At 37.6% G+C, this 18534-nt stretch carries 18 protein-coding genes; 10 read left to right on the top strand and 8 right to left on the bottom strand.

What is annotated here, in order from left to right; all coding sequences use genetic code 11:
• Positions 1-49: 49 nt before the first annotated feature.
• Together rsmG and PAN07_RS05020 are read left to right on the top strand one after the other, a co-directional pair.
• Positions 50-763 carry a 16S rRNA (guanine(527)-N(7))-methyltransferase RsmG gene (rsmG, locus tag PAN07_RS05015; RefSeq protein ID WP_269797339.1) on the top strand — a complete coding sequence of 238 codons (714 nt, stop codon included), beginning with the start codon at positions 50-52 and terminating at the stop codon, positions 761-763.
• 261 nt (positions 764-1024) lie between these two features.
• Positions 1025-2308, top strand: a complete 1284-nt coding sequence (locus PAN07_RS05020; protein ID WP_269797340.1) for a solute carrier family 23 protein — start codon at positions 1025-1027, stop codon at positions 2306-2308.
• A gap of 77 nt (positions 2309-2385) precedes the next feature.
• Here PAN07_RS05020 and PAN07_RS05025 read toward each other — a convergent pair whose 3' ends face one another.
• From PAN07_RS05025 to PAN07_RS05045, 5 genes are all read right to left on the bottom strand, one after another.
• Complete coding sequence (locus PAN07_RS05025) at positions 2386-3297, bottom strand: DMT family transporter (protein ID WP_269797341.1); 912 nt, start codon at positions 3295-3297, stop codon at positions 2386-2388.
• Between the two features lie 9 nt (positions 3298-3306).
• Positions 3307-4239, bottom strand: a complete 933-nt coding sequence (locus tag PAN07_RS05030) for a serine hydrolase domain-containing protein (protein WP_269797342.1) — start codon at positions 4237-4239, stop codon at positions 3307-3309.
• Positions 4236-4961 (bottom strand): CppA N-terminal domain-containing protein, encoded by a 726-nt coding sequence (locus PAN07_RS05035; RefSeq protein ID WP_269797343.1) that lies wholly within the window; start codon positions 4959-4961, stop codon positions 4236-4238. The genes PAN07_RS05030 and PAN07_RS05035 overlap by 4 nt, the downstream gene beginning before the upstream one ends.
• A gap of 149 nt (positions 4962-5110) precedes the next feature.
• Entirely contained in the window at positions 5111-5929 is an 819-nt protein-coding gene (locus tag PAN07_RS05040) for an endonuclease/exonuclease/phosphatase family protein (RefSeq protein WP_269797344.1), read from the bottom strand.
• 52 nt (positions 5930-5981) lie between these two features.
• A complete protein-coding gene (locus PAN07_RS05045; protein ID WP_269797345.1) occupies positions 5982-8168 on the bottom strand; it encodes a PTS transporter subunit IIBC in 2187 nt (728 codons plus the stop codon).
• A gap of 194 nt (positions 8169-8362) precedes the next feature.
• On the opposite strand from PAN07_RS05045, the gene PAN07_RS05050 reads away from it, so the two are divergent.
• From PAN07_RS05050 to PAN07_RS05085, 8 genes are all read left to right on the top strand, one after another.
• Entirely contained in the window at positions 8363-9319 is a 957-nt protein-coding gene (locus tag PAN07_RS05050; protein WP_269797478.1) for a TIGR01212 family radical SAM protein, read from the top strand.
• Positions 9303-9860: a class I SAM-dependent methyltransferase gene (locus PAN07_RS05055; protein WP_269797346.1), complete on the top strand. Its 558-nt coding sequence runs from the start codon at positions 9303-9305 to the stop codon at positions 9858-9860. The genes PAN07_RS05050 and PAN07_RS05055 overlap by 17 nt, the downstream gene beginning before the upstream one ends.
• Positions 9853-10107 (top strand): hypothetical protein, encoded by a 255-nt coding sequence (locus tag PAN07_RS05060; RefSeq protein ID WP_269797347.1) that lies wholly within the window; start codon positions 9853-9855, stop codon positions 10105-10107. Before PAN07_RS05055 ends, PAN07_RS05060 begins: the two co-directional genes overlap by 8 nt.
• An 11-nt stretch (positions 10108-10118) precedes the next feature.
• Positions 10119-12173 (top strand): sodium:proton antiporter, encoded by a 2055-nt coding sequence (locus tag PAN07_RS05065; RefSeq protein WP_269797348.1) that lies wholly within the window; start codon positions 10119-10121, stop codon positions 12171-12173.
• 39 nt (positions 12174-12212) lie between these two features.
• A complete protein-coding gene (locus PAN07_RS05070) occupies positions 12213-13073 on the top strand; it encodes a YihY/virulence factor BrkB family protein (RefSeq protein ID WP_269797349.1) in 861 nt (286 codons plus the stop codon).
• Positions 13074-13187: 114 nt separating this feature from the next.
• The gene (locus PAN07_RS05075) at positions 13188-13541 is read left to right on the top strand and encodes a DUF3397 domain-containing protein (RefSeq protein ID WP_269797350.1); all 354 of its coding nucleotides are present in this window, start codon (positions 13188-13190) and stop codon (positions 13539-13541) included.
• A 122-nt stretch (positions 13542-13663) separates the two neighbouring features.
• Positions 13664-15478 (top strand): N-acetylmuramoyl-L-alanine amidase, encoded by a 1815-nt coding sequence (locus PAN07_RS05080; protein ID WP_269797351.1) that lies wholly within the window; start codon positions 13664-13666, stop codon positions 15476-15478.
• Positions 15479-15662: 184 nt separating this feature from the next.
• On the top strand, positions 15663-16301 hold the full coding sequence (locus tag PAN07_RS05085) for a hypothetical protein (protein ID WP_269797352.1): 639 nt from the start codon (positions 15663-15665) through the stop codon (positions 16299-16301).
• A gap of 135 nt (positions 16302-16436) precedes the next feature.
• Here the strand turns inward: PAN07_RS05085 and PAN07_RS05090 are convergent, their stop codons facing one another.
• The 3 genes from PAN07_RS05090 to PAN07_RS05100 all read right to left on the bottom strand — a co-directional run bounded on the left by PAN07_RS05090 (position 16437) and on the right by PAN07_RS05100 (position 18534).
• Positions 16437-16751 (bottom strand): hypothetical protein, encoded by a 315-nt coding sequence (locus tag PAN07_RS05090; protein ID WP_269797353.1) that lies wholly within the window; start codon positions 16749-16751, stop codon positions 16437-16439.
• Between the two features lie 177 nt (positions 16752-16928).
• Positions 16929-17714 carry an ABC transporter permease gene (locus PAN07_RS05095; RefSeq protein WP_269797354.1) on the bottom strand — a complete coding sequence of 262 codons (786 nt, stop codon included), beginning with the start codon at positions 17712-17714 and terminating at the stop codon, positions 16929-16931.
• A 1-nt stretch (position 17715) separates the two neighbouring features.
• Entirely contained in the window at positions 17716-18534 is an 819-nt protein-coding gene (locus PAN07_RS05100; RefSeq protein WP_269797355.1) for an ABC-2 family transporter protein, read from the bottom strand.

Here is an 18534-nt window from a genome sequence, read left to right on the forward strand (position 1 = left end):
TTCCATATTTTTGTGGTAAAATAAGATGACATAAAAGAAGGATAGAACTATGAAACCAGAAACATTTTACACATTACTTGACCAACAAAATATTATTCTTACTGACCAGCAAAAAGCACAATTTGAGCGCTATTTTGAACTCTTAGTCGAGTGGAACGAAAAAATCAATCTAACTGCTATTACTGAAAAGGAAGAAGTCTACCTCAAACATTTTTATGATTCCATCGCTCCCATCCTAAAAGGGATGATTGCAAACCAAGAAATTAAGTTACTGGATATTGGAGCAGGGGCAGGATTTCCTAGTCTCCCTATGAAGATTCTCTACCCTCAACTAGATGTGACCATCATTGATTCTCTAAATAAGCGAATTAACTTCCTTCAACTTTTAGCTGAGGAGCTTAATCTAGAAGGTGTTCATTTCTACCATGGGCGCGCAGAAGATTTTGCTCAAGATAAGAATTTCCGTGCCCAATTCGACATTGTGACAGCTCGTGCAGTTGCCCGTATGCAGGTTCTCTCTGAGTTAACCATTCCCTACCTTAAAGTTGGTGGAAAACTTTTGGCACTTAAGGCAAGTAATGCACCTGAGGAATTGACAGAAGCCAAGAATGCCCTCAACCTTCTCTTCAGCAAGGTCGAAGACAACCTTAGCTATACACTTCCAAATGGAGACCCTCGCTACATCACCATTGTTGAAAAGAAAAAGGAAACTCCAAACAAATATCCACGTAAGGCTGGTATGCCCAATAAACGCCCTCTTTAAGATATTTTAAAAAGATACCTACAAAATTAGCCTCGCTCTCTTATTTCAGGGCTCGGGAAAAAATGATTTACAAAATCATTTTTTTCTGCTATACTATCACAAGCAAAGGTTTTTAATGTCATCCCGTGAGGTGACGAAGACGCAAAAATATATGAAATTCTTTAAGAATGAGATAATTCTCTTTTTAAAGAAGTCTTACTCTGAGAGCCTATTGCTGTAAAATAATGGGCTCTTTTTTGATGCCCAAAAAGTGAGGTATTTATGAAACAAGAATCAACTGTTGATTTGTTACTCGACGTTGACCAACGTCCTTCTTTTGGTAAGGGAATCCTACTCAGTTTCCAGCACGTGTTTGCCATGTTTGGTGCAACCATCTTGGTACCATTGATTTTGGGAATGCCTGTATCCGTTGCCCTCTTTGCTTCAGGGGTTGGTACCCTCATCTATATGATTGCAACAGGTTTTAGAGTTCCTGTTTATCTTGGTTCTTCTTTCGCCTTTATTACAGCCATGTCACTTGCCATGAAAGAAATGGGGGGTGATGTATCTGCTGCTCAGACAGGGGTTATCCTAACTGGTTTTGTTTATGTCCTTGTTGCTGCAAGTGTTCGCTTCGCAGGTACAAAATGGATTGATAAACTCTTGCCTCCAATCATTATTGGTCCTATGATTATCGTTATCGGTCTTGGGCTTGCTGGCTCTGCCGTAACCAATGCTGGTCTTGTAGCTGACAGCAACTGGAAAAACGCTCTTGTAGCCGTTGTTACTTTCTTGATTGCTGCTTTTATCAATACAAAAGGAAAAGGTTTCCTTCGTATCATTCCTTTCCTCTTTGCAATTATTGGTGGATATCTCTTCGCGCTAGCACTTGGCTTAGTTGACTTCACTCCTGTTCTTCAAGCTAACTGGTTTGAAATTCCTGGTTTCTACCTACCATTTAATACAGGTAGTGCCTTCAAACAATACGACCTTTACTTTGGTCCGGAAACAATCGCAATCTTACCAATCGCTATCGTAACTATTTCTGAACATATCGGAGACCACACCGTTCTAGGTCAAATCTGTGGACGCCAATTCTTGAAAGATCCAGGTCTTCATCGTACCCTTCTCGGTGATGGTATCGCAACTTCTGTTTCTGCCTTCCTTGGCGGACCAGCAAATACAACTTACGGTGAAAATACAGGCGTTATCGGTATGACTCGCATCGCTTCTGTATCTGTTATTCGTAACGCTGCTTTTATCGCTATCGCCCTTAGCTTCCTTGGTAAATTTACTGCCTTGATTTCTACAATTCCAAACGCTGTACTTGGTGGTATGTCAATCCTTCTATACGGGGTTATCGCAAGCAACGGTTTGAAAGTCTTGATCAAGGAACGTGTAGACTTTGGTCAAATGCGTAATCTTATCATCGCAAGTGCAATGCTCGTGCTTGGACTTGGTGGAGCAATCCTTAAACTTGGTCCAGTTACCCTTTCAGGTACTGCCCTTTCAGCCATGACAGGTATCATCCTAAACTTGATCTTGCCATACGAAAATATAGACTAATGTAAAAAAATAAAATCCACTCTTTTGAGTGGATTTTTTATATTCAATACTAACTTTTTGATAAGATAACATAACCTCTACGCTGATTGCTTTTTCTTTTCTAGCATTAAATCTTTCAATGAAATAATAGTTACCGCTAATAAAATCATTGCCATACCAAGAAAATCAACAGGATAAAAGATATTTCCCATAATCATGAAAGCAAAGAATACAGCAGATATTGGTTCAATAGAGGCCAAGAGACTAGATTTGACTGGCCCAATCATACTTGCCCCCTTTAGAAAGGCCGTGTAGGCAAAAACAGTCCCGATGAGAATAATTCCAGCAAATGCTAAGAAAATATCAAAAGACATAGGTAGACTAGCACCGATAATCCCAGTAAATGGCACTGCTACAAAACCTGAGATGGTCATACCGACACCAATAACCAGAATGCTCCCCCATTTTTGAATGAGTTTAATGGGTAAAATAATATAAAGAGCATAGGTTAAAGCAGAGAACAAGCCCCAAAAGAGACCTGCTGGTGTCATAGACAGCTGTTCCAACTGACCATGCGTTGCAATTAAAAAGGTTCCAACTATTGCTAAAATCATAGAAAGGTTTTCGGCTATAGTAGGTGCTACCTTATCCTTGATACAAGTGTAAGCCAAGATTCCAACAGGACAGACATACTGAAGCACCGTCGCTGTACCTGCATTTGTCTCCTGAATAGCCGATAAATAAGCCAATTGATTCAGAAAGAGGCCAAATAAAGAAAATAGTAAGAGAGAAAAGAGACTTGATTTATCTTTTAGAAAAGTCAAAAATTGTTCCTTAGACTTTATATAGGACAAGAGAACTAAGAGCAAACCTGCAACAATCAAACGGATATTGGTCAGAACTAGAGCTGAAATCCCATGAGCCATCAGGTACTGACCACTGGTTCCAGATAGTCCCCAAGCAATGCCTGCGATCACTGTAAAAAGAGTTCCTTTAAAGGCTTTTGACATACTTCCTCCCTAGTCTGCTTCACGAATTAGATCCATGACCTGATTACGGTCTATGATCCACTGGGCACGCTCGTCTTTTTCGTAGGTTCTATTGGACAAGAAAATAGCAGCTTCCTGCTTCTTACGATTCCACATGGCAAAGGTTCCAGTATAGCCTGTATGGTCTAGCCAATCGCCTTCAAGATTCCAAGCCAAGGAGCGCTCCTTATCACTCAAATCTGAAAAATTCTGGCTTAATTCGTCAGCAAAATCATCCTGCAAATAATGCTCAAGGAAAATTTTTAAATCCTTCACAGTTGAAAACAAGCCTGCACTTCCAGCATGTTTACCTAATAAACGAGCTTTGGGATCATGTACCACCCCTGCTTTCTGTCCCCGAACTGTAGGAACAGCACCGCTAATAGGCCCAAACTGAGTTTCCTTCATCTTCCATGGATCGAAAACTTGCTCTTGTAAAATCTGGTCTAAGTCTTTCTCAAAGTAGTTCTCTAAAAGAAAACCGAGTAAGAGAAAGTGCACATCAGAGTATAGAAAAGCCCTCTTCTCTCGTCGACTAAGATGAAACATGGCTTCTCTTAGCTGGTCTGCTGAGAGTTGATCTCTATTAGGTATATAAGGATCCAAATCAGTTGCATGTGTTAGCAATTGACGAATGGTGATATCTGGATAATCCGCCTCTGGAAGATAGGTCTTTATGGATTGATCGAGCTCAATCTTGCCTTGCTTCCACAAGAAGGTTAAGACAGTTCCAACTCCGACGACTTTGCTCACACTTGCTAAATCATAGACTAAACCTTGACAAGTCTGCTCTCCAATTTCTGGATTTGCTTCTCCGAGGTACCAATCAGACCATTCACCATCCCGATAATACGCAAAAGAGGCACCAGGATAAATCCCTGCCTCAATTTGTTGCTCTATTTTTTTAATGATTTCTTGTTTCATACTTCTTCAAACCACAATTCAATATTGTTGGCATCCTTGGTTAGGAAAAACTTCTCAGACTTGGGAACAAAGTATCCTACTGACTCAAATTTCTGACAAAGACTTGGAATATCGAATTTTTCTACTTGAAACTTCAGCATAGACAAATCCCAAGTAAGAGAATTTTCAACCAATAAATCCTCACCTTGACCTTGTTTAAATATCAATTTCTTATCAGCTTCTACATCTTCTAGTAAACTTTTAATTTGGTTTGGCAAGTGAATTTCTGTTGAAATTTCAAATTCTGACAAGTAAATCATACTATCATTTTTAGAAAAGTTCACTTCCTCTTCAAGCTTTTTTAATTCATTTACATCATCTTCTGCATGAAGAAGGATAAGGTGATCTTGAGGTGAATGAATTTCAAAGGCATAGCCTTTTTTTCCTTTAAAAAGTTTAGGTAAAGTTTCCATACGAGCGAGTAAAGCTTCAATCTCAGAAGGATTTTTTACTTTGACGATTAACTTAGCTAATTTCTTAGTCCCTTCGACCTTACGGGTTCTCATACTTGGCGATTCTTCTAAAACAAGTTTTTCAAGACCTGATTGGTCCCCTAACGATAGGAAAGCTGATTCTTCCAATAAAGGTTTCATCCCTAGAGTTTTTACATAAAACATTTCATTTATAGTTCGATTATTTACTTTTAGCGTTGGGATAATACGCACAGTTTGATTTACATTCATAAATTCCTCCAACACTTTTTATTTTAAAGGATTTTATCCTATTTTACAAGTTATACAACCAAAAACTTTACCTATATTAATAGCATTAACAAGCAAACTCCCCTCAAAAAAATGAGGGGAGTTAATCTATTTTTAGGATATTTTGGACTTTAATCTTTCCAAATAAGTTCTGTTTTTAGACCATAATGGTCACTGACTTGTGGACTATTTTGTCCATCAAAGATTACATGTAAGTATTTAACTTGTAAATCTTTTGTCGTAAACACATAGTCAATTCGAAGAGGTTCTGAATTCCCTTTCCAGCCATCGATTTCAGGTGGGACTGTATAGCTACCGCTTCTTTCTTGAGCAGCTTCATAGGCATCTTGTAGTGATAAGGGACTTGCAAGAATGGTCTGATAACCTTCTTGCCCAGCTGGATTATTAAAATCACCTGCTAGTAAAAGTGGTTTATTTAAATCAGTTAAGACTGATTCAAATCGAGCCCACTCCTCTTGGAAGCCTTTATCCCACCATGATAGGTGCACACTTGCAACTGCAAGATCTTTCCCATCTACCGTCGTTTCTACTAAGGCTACTCTGCGAGTATGATAGTCTGTAGGATCATCGACATCTGAAACTAAAATTTCTCGTGCTTGGATTTGGTTTTTAGAAAGTATTCCAACACCTTCATGATATCGATCATAGCCGATATGGTTGTAGGCCCAAGTCCAATAGTATTCTCTACCAGCCTTCTTCAACTCTTGGACCAAAAGATAGATATAATGATCTTGATGAATTGGCTCAGCTGATGGTAGGGGATGATAAAGTTCATCTGTTTCGGCAAGAATTGAACTTATTTCTTGGTTAATCTCTTGAAAACAAATCAGATCGTAGTCTTGTTCAAGAATGTCTTGAAGTAAAAGTCGGAATTTTTCTTGGGGATCTTTTTCCATCCAACTATGGGTATTTAGTGTTAAAAATTTCATACTTTTCTCCTATAAACAAGAGGTTGGAAAAACATTTCCAACCCCTGTCATATTACAATTCAACTTTGGCAACTACTGTTTTAGCTGCAAGTGAACCTGTTTGTTCTAGTTTAACTGACTTGATAGCATCTGCATTTGTAAATACAACGATTGTAGTTGTTTCACGACCAGCTTCACGAATCGCATTTAGATCTGCTTCAACCAAGAGGTCTCCAGCAGCAACTGTTTGACCTTCTGAAACTTTTACTTCAAATGGTTTACCTTCAAGGCTAACAGTATCAAGACCGATGTGAACAAGAACTTCAAGACCAGATTTAGTCGTAATACCAAGAGCGTGTTTAGTTGGGAAAACACTTGAAACAGTACCAGCTACTGGAGAAAGGATATGTCCATTAGATGGTTCAACTGCGAATCCGTCACCCATCATTTTTTGAGAGAAAACAGGATCCTTAACTTGTTCTAATTCAACTACTTGACCGTCAGCAACAGAGTATACTTCTTCTGTCACACCCTTGAATTCTACTTCAGCTTTTTGAACTTCAGTCATTTGGTGTGGAAGTGTTTCTGGAATAACTTGACCTGAATCAAGAATATCTTGGATATCTGATTTAAGAACGTCAGCTTTTGGTCCGTAGATAGCTTGAACTCCTTGTCCTTTCATGACAAGCCCCATAGCTCCTTCTGCTTTCCATTGTGCTTCAGAACCAACTTTTTCAGCATCTTTTACTGTAACACGTAGACGAGTCATACAAGCGTCAACATCGACGATATTAGCACGTCCACCAAGAAGATTGATAATATTTACAGCTTGAGAAGCTGCAGCAACTTGCCCTTCTCCGTTAGATCCTTCTTCAGTAGCACCTTCAGCTGTTTCGTAATTTCCATTACGTCCTGGAGTAGCATAGTTGAATTTTTGAATCATGAAGTTAGCAATGAAGAACATGATAACTGCAAAGAGGACAGTTACCCAAACAAAGTTAATGATATCCATTCCAAGACCTGCGTTAACAGCCAGTGGAGTACGAGTTAAGAATTCGATAGAACCGAATGAGTGCACACGTAGGTTTACTACGTCAGCCATAGCAAAGGCAGCACCTTGAACTAGTGAGTAGACAAGGTAAAGAGGTGTTGCAACGAACATGAACATATATTCAATCGGCTCAGTAACACCAGTCAAGAAAGTTGCAAGAGCTGTCGCAATCATCATTCCTTTGTATTGGTGTTTCTTGTCTGCTTCAACATTACGGTAAATCGCAGCAGCCACACCCATCAAAATACCAAACGAACCAATCATTTGTCCAACTTTGAAACGAGCTGGATGTACTGTATCTAACAAGTGTTGGTATTGACCTGCGTCAGTACCTTTAAGGTTTACAAGGTCAGTTACCCATGCAAGCCAAAGTGGATCTTGTCCAAATACTTGAGTGCCTTTTGCTGCACCCGTTAAGACATCATAAGTACCACCAAGAGCTGTATAGTTCATCGGGATAGTCAACATGTGGTGAAGTCCAAATGGCAAGAGTAAGCGTTCCAAAGTTCCATATAAAAATGGTGCTAGAACTGGAGCTGTTTCTTGAGAGTTAGCAATCCAAATACCAAAGTTGTTGATACCTGTTTGAACAACTGGCCAAGCAATTGAGAGAACAATCGCTGCAATCGCTGAACGAAGAATAACTACAAACGGTACAAAACGTTTTCCGTTAAAGAATGAAAGTGCATCAGGAAGTTTACGGAAGTTGTAGTATTTGTTATAAGCTGTAGCTCCTACGAAACCAGAGATAATCCCTACGAAGACACCCATGTTAAGTGCTGGAGCTTCCATAACACTAATAAAGTAATCAGAAACTTTGATTGATCCGCCCAATAGTGTTGAAACCATAGCATTTGGATCTTTCAACATGTCTCCTGATACACCAAAGATTGTACCAGTGATACGGTTGATTAAGATAAATGCTAGACCGGCAGCAAAAGCACCACCAGCACGTTCTTTAGCCCAGCTTCCTCCAATAGCGAGGGCAAACAAAATATGAAGGTTACCAATAACTCCCCAACCAATTTGCTCTAGTACGCCACCAGTAATAACTAGGGGAGCAAGGTTTGGGTCAATCAATGCAAGTGACTTACCGATTGAAATCATCAATCCAGCCGCTGGCATAACAGCGATAACCACCATTAAAGCCTTACCGAATTTTTGCCAAAATTCGAAAGACAAGACATTTTTGAATGTATCTTTCATCATCCAAATCTCCTTTTTTTTATTTACGCAAACGTTTTACGAAAACGTTTGCAGTATTTCTACTTTTAATTATATCACTTTAAAAATTTTTGTAAAGGTTTTTTTTAAAAAAATGATATTTTTTTTAAAAATAGAAAAAGGTTGCTAAAACTTATATATACTAGCTGTTTTTGAGTTTGTGGGTGTTTTCTGTTATAATATTAGCTATGAAATCCTATAATACCTTGAATGATTATTATCGAAACTTATTTGGAGAAAAAACCTTTAAAGTTCCTATTGATGCTGGCTTTGACTGTCCAAACCGTGATGGAACTGTTGCTCATGGTGGTTGTACATTTTGTACAGTCTCTGGATCTGGAGATGCTATCGTTGCTCCTGATGCTCCTATCCGTGAGCAGTTTTATAAGGAAATAGACTTTATGCACCGAAAATGGCCTGATGTAAAAAAGTACTTGGTCTATTTTCAAAACTTTACCAATACCCATGAAAAACTAGAAATCATTCGAGAACGCTATGAACAAGCTATTAATGAACCTGGGGTAGTTGGGATTAATATCGGAACACGCCCAGATTGTTTACCAGATGAAACAATCGAATATTTGGCAGAATTATCTGAACGGATGCATGTTACTGTTGAATTGGGGTTACAAACTACTTTCGAAGAAACTTCTGACTTAATCAATCGTGCTCATTCTTATAAATTATATGTAGAGACGGTCAAACGATTGAGAAAATTCCCTAAAATTGAAATTGTAGCCCATCTCATCAATGGCTTGCCTGGGGAAACCCATGAAATGATGGTAGAAAATGTCCGCCGTTGTGTCACTGATAATGATATTCAAGGGATTAAACTGCATCTTCTCCACTTAATGACCAACACTCGAATGCAGCGTGATTATCACGAGGGTAGATTGCAATTGATGAGTCAGGATGACTATGTTAAAGTGATTTGTGATCAGTTAGAAATTATTCCAAAACATATCGTCATTCACCGAATCACTGGGGATGCTCCTCGTCATATGCTGATTGGACCTATGTGGAGTCTTAATAAGTGGGAAGTTCTAAATAGCATTGAAACTGAAATGAGACGTCGAGGAAGTGTTCAAGGATGCAAAGCAATAAAGCAGGAGTTTAACAATGAAAAGACCGCTTGAAATGGCACATGATTTTCTAACTCAAGTAATCACCCAAGAGGATATTGTAGTTGATGCGACGATGGGAAATGGCCACGATACTCTTTTTCTAGCAAAATTAGCTAAACAAGTTTATGCCTTTGACATTCAAGAACAGGCATTAGAAAAAACAAATCAACGCTTGCAAGCAGATGGCTTGACCAATGTGCAGTTAATATTGCAGGGACATGAAACTGTTGATCAGTTTGTGTCAGAGCTCAAGGCAGCAATATTCAATCTAGGCTATCTTCCCTCTGCTGACAAATCTATTATCACACGACCTCAAACAACAATAGAGGCTATAGAGAAGCTTTGCAATAGGCTTGTCAAGGGCGGACGGATTGCCATCATGATTTATTATGGTCATGAAGGTGGTGATCTTGAAAAAGATGCTGTACTGAATTATGTTAGTCAGTTACCTCAACAAGAATATACCGCTACAATTTATCGAACTCTCAACCAAGTTAATAATCCACCGTTTTTAGTGATGATTGAAAAATTAGAAAGGTATAGACATGGATAAACAATACCTGCGAGACAAAATAGAGGCCATGCGCCATAACTTCGTTGAATCAACTGAGCATGAGCGAGCTGTTGGGATTTTGGATGAAGCTCGAATGACTAAGAAAATGCTTAAAATCAAGAAAAAACTCATTTCACTTGAAATGGAGCGTTGTCAAAAGAAAATCGAGCATAAGGACTACTCAAAGATTGATCAAAAAATCCAAGAACAAAAGGAACTTTTTGAAAATTGTCGTAAACAAAAATAGGGAGGTGGAAGATGAATTTACTTTTTTATCTCTTAGTATTTTTACTAGTTCTTATTGTTTCTAGTACAACCAATAAGCTTCTGCCCTTTTTACCCATGCCTCTGATTCAAATTTTGTTAGGGATTGGAATTGGACTTTGTTTACCCAACAACCAATATCATTTAGATACTGAGTTATTCCTAGCTTTAGTCATTGGCCCGCTACTATTCCGAGAGGCTCAAGAAGCAGACATTACTTCTATCCTAAAACACTGGCGGATTGTCCTCTTTTTGATTTTTCCAGTTATCTTTATCTCAGCCTTGAGCATGGGAGGAGTCGCCCATGTCCTTTGGGCTAGCCTACCATTAGCCGCCTGTGTAGCAGTTGGTGCCGCCTTAGGTCCTACTGACCTGGTCGCCTTCGCATCCCTTTCTCAACGCTTTTCCTTCCCAAAGCGGGTTTCTAATATCCTAAAAGGGGAAGGTCTTCTAAATGATGCATCTGGACTAGTAGCTTTTCGAATGGCTCTCATCGCTTGGACAACAGGAACATTCTCCCTTACCCAAGCCGGAACTTCATTAGCCATTTCCATCGTTGGAGGTTTTGCAGTCGGCTTTATAACAGCCCTAATCAATCGCTTCCTTCATACCTTTCTACTCAGCGTCCGTGCAACAGATATTGCAAGTGAGCTCTTATTGGAACTTAGTTTACCTCTCTTGACTTTTTTCATAGCCGAAGAAATTCATGTTTCAGGCATCATCGCCGTTGTTGTTGCTGGGATTCTGAAAGCCAGTCGTTTCAAGAAAATAAATCTCCTTGAAGCGCAAGTTGATACAGTTACTGAGACTGTTTGGCACACTGTAACCTTTATGCTCAATGGTTCAGTCTTTGTCATTCTTGGAATGGAACTGGAAATGATCGCGGAACCAATTCTTAAGAGTGCTTTCTACAACAAAGTACTTCTCCTACTCAGTGTTTTTCTCTTGACCTTCCTGCTTTTTGCTATCCGCTTTGTCATGATTTACGGTTTTTATGTATTCCGTATCAAAAAACTCCAAAAAAGTCTCCATAAGTATATGAAAGATATGCTACTGTTGACGTTTTCTGGTGTAAAGGGTACAGTTTCTATAGCAACAATCTTGCTTATTCCTACTGATTTAGAACAAGAATATCCTCTACTACTCTTTTTAGTCGCTGGTGTAACCTTGCTCAGTTTTTTAACAGGCTTAGTTGTACTTCCCCATTTATCTGAAGAACAGAAGACATCGACTGACCAACTCATGCATATCGCAATTTTAAATGCAGTTGCAGTCGAGTTAGAAAAAGATTTGGATAAAACCAAAAATAAGGTTCCACTCTATGCTGCTATTGATAACTACCATGGTCGCATAGAAAACCTGATTTTGAGTTTAGAAAACAAAGAAATTCAAGAAGACTGGGAAGCTCTCAAACTTCTCATTCTTAGTATTGAGAGTGATAGTTTGGAACAAGCTTATGAAGAAGGCAAGATAGGCGAGAGAGGCTACCGTGTCTATCAACGTTATTTAAAAAATATGGAAAAAGGAATCAATCGAAACATTGCTTCCAGACTTACATACTACTTCCTAGTATCATTGCGGATTATTCGTTTCATCATTCATGAGATATTAACATTTGGTAAAACCTTCCGTTCATGGAAAGATAAGGACAAGCATATACTTCAGGCCATTGATTATGATCAAATTGCTGATCTTTATCTAGCCAATACAGAAATCATTATTGAAAGTCTTGAAAATCTTAAGGGAATATATAAGAGTACCTTGATTAGTTTCATGCAAGAATCAAGGCTACGTGAAACTAGTAATATCACTAGTGGAGCTTTTGTTGAACGAGTTATCAATAAAATAAAGCCAAACAATATTGATGAAATGCTTAGAGGTTACTATCTTGAACGAAAATGTATCTTTGAGTTTGAGGAACAAAAACTCATCTCAGCACAATATGCAAAAAAATTAAGGCAAAATGTCAACAATCTTGAAAGCTATTCTCTTAAAGAATCTGCTAATACATTGCCTTATGATATGATGGAGTTGGTAAGAAGAAATTAGGATTTTTCTTAAAAAATAAAACACTTTGGAGAGTATAAAATGAAAAAGTTCTGGATACGACTAACTGAAAGACCCTTAATAAAAGCTTTTTTACATTTTTATAAAGAGTCGGATAGTGAGTTGACTAGTGTAGCTGTCGCTTACTACTGGTTAATATCGATTTTTCCACTAATCATGATAGTGGTCAACATCCTTCCCTATTTTCAAATCCCTATCTCCAATTTTTTAATTACCCTTAAGGAATTTTTACCCGATTCTATGTTTGAAGTGATTGAAAAAATTGTTCGTGAAGTTCTTACGCAACCATCGACGGGATTACTAAGTTTTGCAGTTTTATCAGCCCTCTGGACTTTTTCAAAATCAATGGATTTCCTTCAAAAGGCTTTCAATAAGGCATACGGTGTTGCCAAAAATCGAGGAATTATCAGTCATCAGCTTATATCCTTGCTTGTTAGTTTTGGATTACAAGTACTCTTTGCTTTAGCATTGTTCTTGAGTATGTTTGGCCAAATGCTTCTAAACTTGCTAAAGAACTATTGGCAATCTGATAGCATTTTGTTTGATTATTTACAGGATTTTACAGGTCCTATCATCTACATACTTCTGTTTGCTATCTTGGTCATGCTCTATTACTTCTTACCAAATGTAAAGGTAACTAGTATTCGTTACATTCTACCTGGTAGCATCATTGTACTAGTGACACTTATGCTATTTTTGAATATCTTCTCAACATCTATAAACACATATGTTAATCATCTTGTCGATGTCCGTTTTTTCAGTTCTATTATCGTGGTTGTAATTATGTTTTGGTTTATTTTAATTGCCAAAATTCTAATCCTCGGGGCTGTAATTAATGCCAGTGTGCTAAGTCTTAAGGATCCGAGATATAAGATTCATTAGTTTTGTAAGAACATAAATAACATTTTTAACTACTATTTAAAGACTGGATTTAAAAGGTTAATTAATCAAAGGACTAAGATTTCTTTTATCAAAACTTTATGATACAATAATGATATGATTTTAATAAAACTTGCTTCCGTTTTGCTTTTGGTTTTAACCATAGCTTTAGCTATTATTATTAGCAGATTTTTTAAACTAAAGAAAAAAGGGATTAATTTTGCTGATTTAGCCTTTCCATTTTTAATTTTTGAATATTATTTAATTACTGCAAAGGCATTTACCCACAATTACCTCCCTGTACTTGGGATAGTTTTGTCCTTACTAGCAATTATTTTAGTATTTTTCTTTCTTACCAAAAAACGTAGTTTTTACTATCCAAAGTTTATTAAATTCTTTTGGAGAGCCGGATTTTTGGTTACTTTTCTTATTTATATCATCATGATAGTTCAAATCTTTTTGATGCCATAAACCTTCATTTCATGTATTTCATTTTAAAAAATAGAAACAAAGCACTTACTTTACAAGTGCTTTTCTGATATACTTAGTATGTTAAAGATTATTATAAAAAAATTAAATAGGAGAATAATTTAGTGAAAAAAACAATTGTGGCAAGTGCCATCACACTTTCAGTTTTAGGATTGACTAGTCCTGTTTTTGCTGAAGATTCTAAAATAGTAGAAACTACTATCAGGGATAAGGCAACTGAAGTTAAAGAAAAAATAGAACTGCCATCGAGTGAGGAACAAACAACAACTACAAACACTCCTCCTGCCAGCAAACCTAAAGAAGAAGCTAGAGTATCTGAGACAAAAAAGGATGGTTGGATACAAGAAGATAATCAGTGGCGCTTCTATGAAAATAATAAACCCGTCACCAAATGGAAACATATCCAAGGTAAATGGTACTACTTCGACAAAGATGGTAACCGCCTTAGCAACACTACTTTTGATGGCTATGCATTTGACAATGATGGTGTGATGGCTAGTGGAGGTTGGATTAAGTTAACTGATAAATGGTACTACTCAAATTCTTCTGGTAAAATTTCTCAAGAAAAATGGGAAAAAATCGGAAATTCTTGGTACTACTTCGATAAAAATGGTCTCATGCTGACCAATCAAATCATTGATGGCTATGTCTTATCTAATAACGGGACAATGGTCAATCAAGGTTGGACAAAAATAGAAGATAAATGGTTCTATGTGAATTCTGCAGGAAAAATATCTCAAGCCAAGTGGGAGAAAATCAGTGGTTCTTGGTATTATTTTGATGCTGATGGAACTATGTTGAGTAATCGACTCTTCAACGGCTACCTCTTTTCAAATAGTGGAGCAATGGCTGAAAATTCTTGGGTTAAAATTAATGAACAATGGTATTATGCTCAAGCATCTGGAAAACCTACCCAACAAAAATGGGAGAACATTAGAAATACATGGTACTTCTTTAATGGTGATGGTGCTATGGCCAGCAACCAATGGAAAGGAAACTATTTCCTTAAAGCAAGTGGTGCTATGGCAAAGAAAGAATGGATTTTCGACAAAACTTACAATAGCTGGTTTTATATAAAAGCTGCAGGAACATATGCCTCACATGAATGGATTGGATCATACTATCTTAAATCTGGCGGTTATATGGCTAAAAATGAGTGGATTTATGATCCTTCCTATAAAGCATGGTACTACCTAAAAGATGATGGTATCTATGTCACTGGAAATCATCAAATCAATGGCAAGACCCACCAATTCCAAACTAACGGAAAATGGGTTGCGGAACTTTCAGAAACTCCAGCATTTGAAAAAGGTAAGTATACCAAAGTTATTTTCTTAGATCCAGGCCATGGTGGTCGAGACTCTGGTGCATTTTACTACAACATTGCTGAAAAAGATTTGAACATGCAAATATACAGAAAATTGCGTAAGGAACTGGAAGGACTGGGATATACTGTTCTAACTTCTCGAGATAGCGATGTTTATGTTGATTTTGTAACTGAGCGTTCGAAAATGGTAAATAAGACCAATTCGGACATGTTTATTAGTATTCACTTCAATGCTTCTTCAAATCCTAAGTCAAAATTAAGTGGTATAGAGACATATTTTTATGAACAAAACCCTGATTATCCTTCAAGAATTAATTCTAAATGGCATAATCATCCAGACCGTATCAGTGAAAGCAAGCGCTTAGCATCGTCAATACATTCCTCACTTTTAGCCCAAACAGGTGCAAAAAATGCTGGCCTAAAAGAAAGTAGTTTTGCAGTTCTCAGAGAAACAAATAAACCTGCTGTTTTACTAGAACTAGGTTATATGAGTAACTTCGATGAAAATCAACTCATCCGTAGCGATGCTTATCAAAATAAACTGGTTACAGGTATCGTCAAAGGTATCCAACAATACTATGCTGGTAAATAAAGCAAAAGGCCCCGAGATAACTCGAGGCTTTTTCATATCAAACACCTAACTTTATTAGATTTTTGAATAAAAAAGTTCGTTTTTAAAAATTATAAATACTTGACAATATATACATATATGATACAATTAAAATAATAAGGTTCGCCTTAGAAATAAAATGAAAAATTAAAGAGGAGATAAAACAATGAAAAAAGTTTTATTAACAAGTGCATTAGCATTGTCAGCAATCGCTAGCGTTTCTTATGCAGCTACTGAAGTTCCTTCTATCCCAGGAGTAACCGCTTCAACTTCTGGAACAGTTACAAAGGCAAATGCTGTTAATAACCATAACAACCGTTTTGGTTTCGCAGTTTCTCCATTAAACAAGAAAACTTTCAGTTTTTCAGGTGCTAAGACTTATCCAGCTAAGCCGGTTGCAGGTACTGACGGTAAACCTTTGGATGATTCAACTCGTGCGTTTGGACACAACACTCGTTTTGGTGCAGGATTTAACGCTGCTAAATCAGCTACTCCAGCTCCAGCTACTCCAGCTCCAGCTAAGCCAGCTCCAGCTAAGCCAGCTACTCCAGCTACTCCAGATCCAAAAGCAATTCCAGGTGTAACACGTCCAGCTACTGAAATTGTTACAGAAGCAGGTGCTGCAAATAACCACAACAACCGTTTTGGTTATGCTGTTTCAAAACAATATGACAAAGCTTACAGTGTATCAGGTGCTGAAACTTATCCAGCTAAACCAGTTGCAGGTACTGACGGAAAACCTTTGGATGATGCAACTCGTGAGTTTGGTAACAACACTCGCTTTGGTGCAGGATTCAATAAATAATCTAAGTTATTTATAAATTTTTATTAACTTTTAATAAGTTAATAAAAAAGAGAAAACCGATTTGGTTTTCTCTTTTTTGTTTAGGAAAATTTATGTATATACTTTAGTGAAATTTTGTTTGAAATATTGGAAATCTTATTCTACTTTCACATCTTTATCTGGAAATAGAAATCCAATTCCCACGCAAGCTAGCACTCCTGCACCGATAACTAAACCACTTGAAAGTGGCAAGATGTCAAAAATAGCATTTGCAATGATAAAGGCAATAATCAAGCTCATGAGACTGGCCTTATAATCTTTTTTAACCAAATTCTCAAGAGCAAAGAATAAGAATAGACCTACTGGAAAAAGTGCCCAGATGTTAACATCCAAACTTGGCCATCCAACTAAACCAAAAAATAAGACTGCTACTGCAATGATTAAAAATCCGATACCTAATACTTTTTTCATGATATTACCTCATTTTCTTTTTTGTTAGGAAGCTTCATCTCCCTTTGACAATTACTACTATAACAGAAATAAAAATCGTAAACAATAGGTTTTGCCTATCTGGTAGATTTGGCAGATTATGTGGTCAGAATTTTATAAAAAAAAGAAGCCTGTCCTGAGACTAGGCTTTATTTATTTTTAAGAACCAGCACTTTCGTATGCGTCTAATCCCCTATCCCAGAGTTTCAGAGAGATGCAAAAGAAGACAAGGGAAATCAGAATCAAACCACCAATATTAAAGAGTCCATCCTTGCCCTGCAAGAAATAGCTGGCAGGATAGTAGGCCGTAAAGGCGAAAGGTACAATAAAGCTAATTAACCAACGAAGGAGCGAATTGTAAATGGAAATCGGGTACTTGGCAAAATCATTAAACATATAGAAAATGTAAATCATGGCACCTGACTGCTTGGTCCAAAAAGCGATACTGGCTGTTGCAATTTTCAAGGAAGTATAAATCAAGGTCGCAAAAGGAATACAAACTAGAAAAATTAGGAATTTTGGAAGAGTCCAAGCAATGCTAGTCGCCGTTGTCGCTAGTAAAATTCCACCGACCAAAAGTTCACCCAAGGCATCAATCTGAAAGGTCTCAACGAGGATGTGAAAGAGAGGATTGATCGGACGAGTCAGATACTTGTCAAACTCCCCTTTTCGAACTAGTCGTTGCCCTAAAGCCCAGAGATTGTCAAAAAAGAGATGATCTAATCCCTTTGGAATCAAGGAAAATCCATAGATAAAGGCAATTTCTTGAAAAGTCCAACCTTCTAGGGAGGGAATGTGTTGAAAGATGACATTGAGAAACAAGAGGTTCAGGCCTTGAGTCAGAAAGACTCCCAACACACCAACCACAAAATCTACCTTGTATTCCATGATTTGCTTGATGTATTGTCTGATAAAAATCAGATGCATGCGTTGATATTTTTTCATACTAACCTCCCTGAATGGTGATAAATGACTGGACTCGTTTCCAAATCAACTGAGACAAGCCCACCATCACTAAGAGCCAGAAAAACTGGAGCAAAAGCGCCTGAAGAATCTGACTGGCATCGTATTTCCCAACAATGATCATAACCGGAGTGTAAATCAAGGATGAAAATGGCAAGAAGGAGAGAATATCTGAAACCACCTTTGGAAAAAAAGCCAAAGGAATCAGACTTCCAGACATAAAGGATACTAGTGAAGCCTTAAATACTTGAGAACCCCATAAATTTTTAAACACAAATGCTGAAAAACCAAAACAGATATTAAAGAAAAAGTTAATCAGATAAGCCAGCGTTAAGCTAAAAAGATAAAGGGTAGTTAGTCCCAGCACTTCTACAATGCCTTGTCCAGATAAGATTTTCATCAAGACAATAACGCTTAAAAACGGCAGGCCAACAGAGATGAAAATCAACCACTTTGACCCAAGCTCAGTGAAAAGATAAGAAGCCGCAAAATGGACCGGTCTTAATAAGCGCATGATAATGGAACCATCCTTGACCTCATCACCGATCATAAAGGAGCTATCTGACTCAGTTAATAAATTAGTCACAAAACTCATGATGATATAGAGGGTGATATCCGCCATACTGAAGCCCTGAATCAAAGGCTCTTGCGAGGAATCAAAGACAGCCTTCCAGAGATAAAATTCCACAAAAGCCCCCATGACATCGCCAATCCGATAAAGAAGAAAGTTTACTCGATAGGTAATCAACTCCTGAATCCCTGCATTGATAAAGGGTTTATAACGTCTCCACAATTTGACCAT

The organism is Streptococcus sp. SM5 (genome assembly GCF_027497975.1).

Excerpts from the sequence above, each read along its gene's own strand:
- rsmG (WP_269797339.1), top strand. The coding sequence starts at position 50 with ATGAAACCAGAAACATTTTACACATTACTTGACCAACAAAATATTATT.
- PAN07_RS05020 (WP_269797340.1), top strand. The coding sequence starts at position 1,025 with ATGAAACAAGAATCAACTGTTGATTTGTTACTCGACGTTGACCAACGT.
- PAN07_RS05025 (WP_269797341.1), bottom strand. The coding sequence starts at position 3,297 with ATGTCAAAAGCCTTTAAAGGAACTCTTTTTACAGTGATCGCAGGCATT.
- PAN07_RS05030 (WP_269797342.1), bottom strand. The coding sequence starts at position 4,239 with ATGAAACAAGAAATCATTAAAAAAATAGAGCAACAAATTGAGGCAGGG.
- PAN07_RS05035 (WP_269797343.1), bottom strand. The coding sequence starts at position 4,961 with ATGAATGTAAATCAAACTGTGCGTATTATCCCAACGCTAAAAGTAAAT.
- PAN07_RS05040 (WP_269797344.1), bottom strand. The coding sequence starts at position 5,929 with ATGAAATTTTTAACACTAAATACCCATAGTTGGATGGAAAAAGATCCC.
- PAN07_RS05045 (WP_269797345.1), bottom strand. The coding sequence starts at position 8,168 with ATGATGAAAGATACATTCAAAAATGTCTTGTCTTTCGAATTTTGGCAA.
- PAN07_RS05055 (WP_269797346.1), top strand. The coding sequence starts at position 9,303 with ATGAAAAGACCGCTTGAAATGGCACATGATTTTCTAACTCAAGTAATC.
- PAN07_RS05060 (WP_269797347.1), top strand. The coding sequence starts at position 9,853 with ATGGATAAACAATACCTGCGAGACAAAATAGAGGCCATGCGCCATAAC.
- PAN07_RS05065 (WP_269797348.1), top strand. The coding sequence starts at position 10,119 with ATGAATTTACTTTTTTATCTCTTAGTATTTTTACTAGTTCTTATTGTT.
- PAN07_RS05070 (WP_269797349.1), top strand. The coding sequence starts at position 12,213 with ATGAAAAAGTTCTGGATACGACTAACTGAAAGACCCTTAATAAAAGCT.
- PAN07_RS05075 (WP_269797350.1), top strand. The coding sequence starts at position 13,188 with ATGATTTTAATAAAACTTGCTTCCGTTTTGCTTTTGGTTTTAACCATA.
- PAN07_RS05085 (WP_269797352.1), top strand. The coding sequence starts at position 15,663 with ATGAAAAAAGTTTTATTAACAAGTGCATTAGCATTGTCAGCAATCGCT.
- PAN07_RS05090 (WP_269797353.1), bottom strand. The coding sequence starts at position 16,751 with ATGAAAAAAGTATTAGGTATCGGATTTTTAATCATTGCAGTAGCAGTC.
- PAN07_RS05095 (WP_269797354.1), bottom strand. The coding sequence starts at position 17,714 with ATGAAAAAATATCAACGCATGCATCTGATTTTTATCAGACAATACATC.
- PAN07_RS05100 (WP_269797355.1), bottom strand. The coding sequence starts at position 18,534 with ATGGTCAAATTGTGGAGACGTTATAAACCCTTTATCAATGCAGGGATT.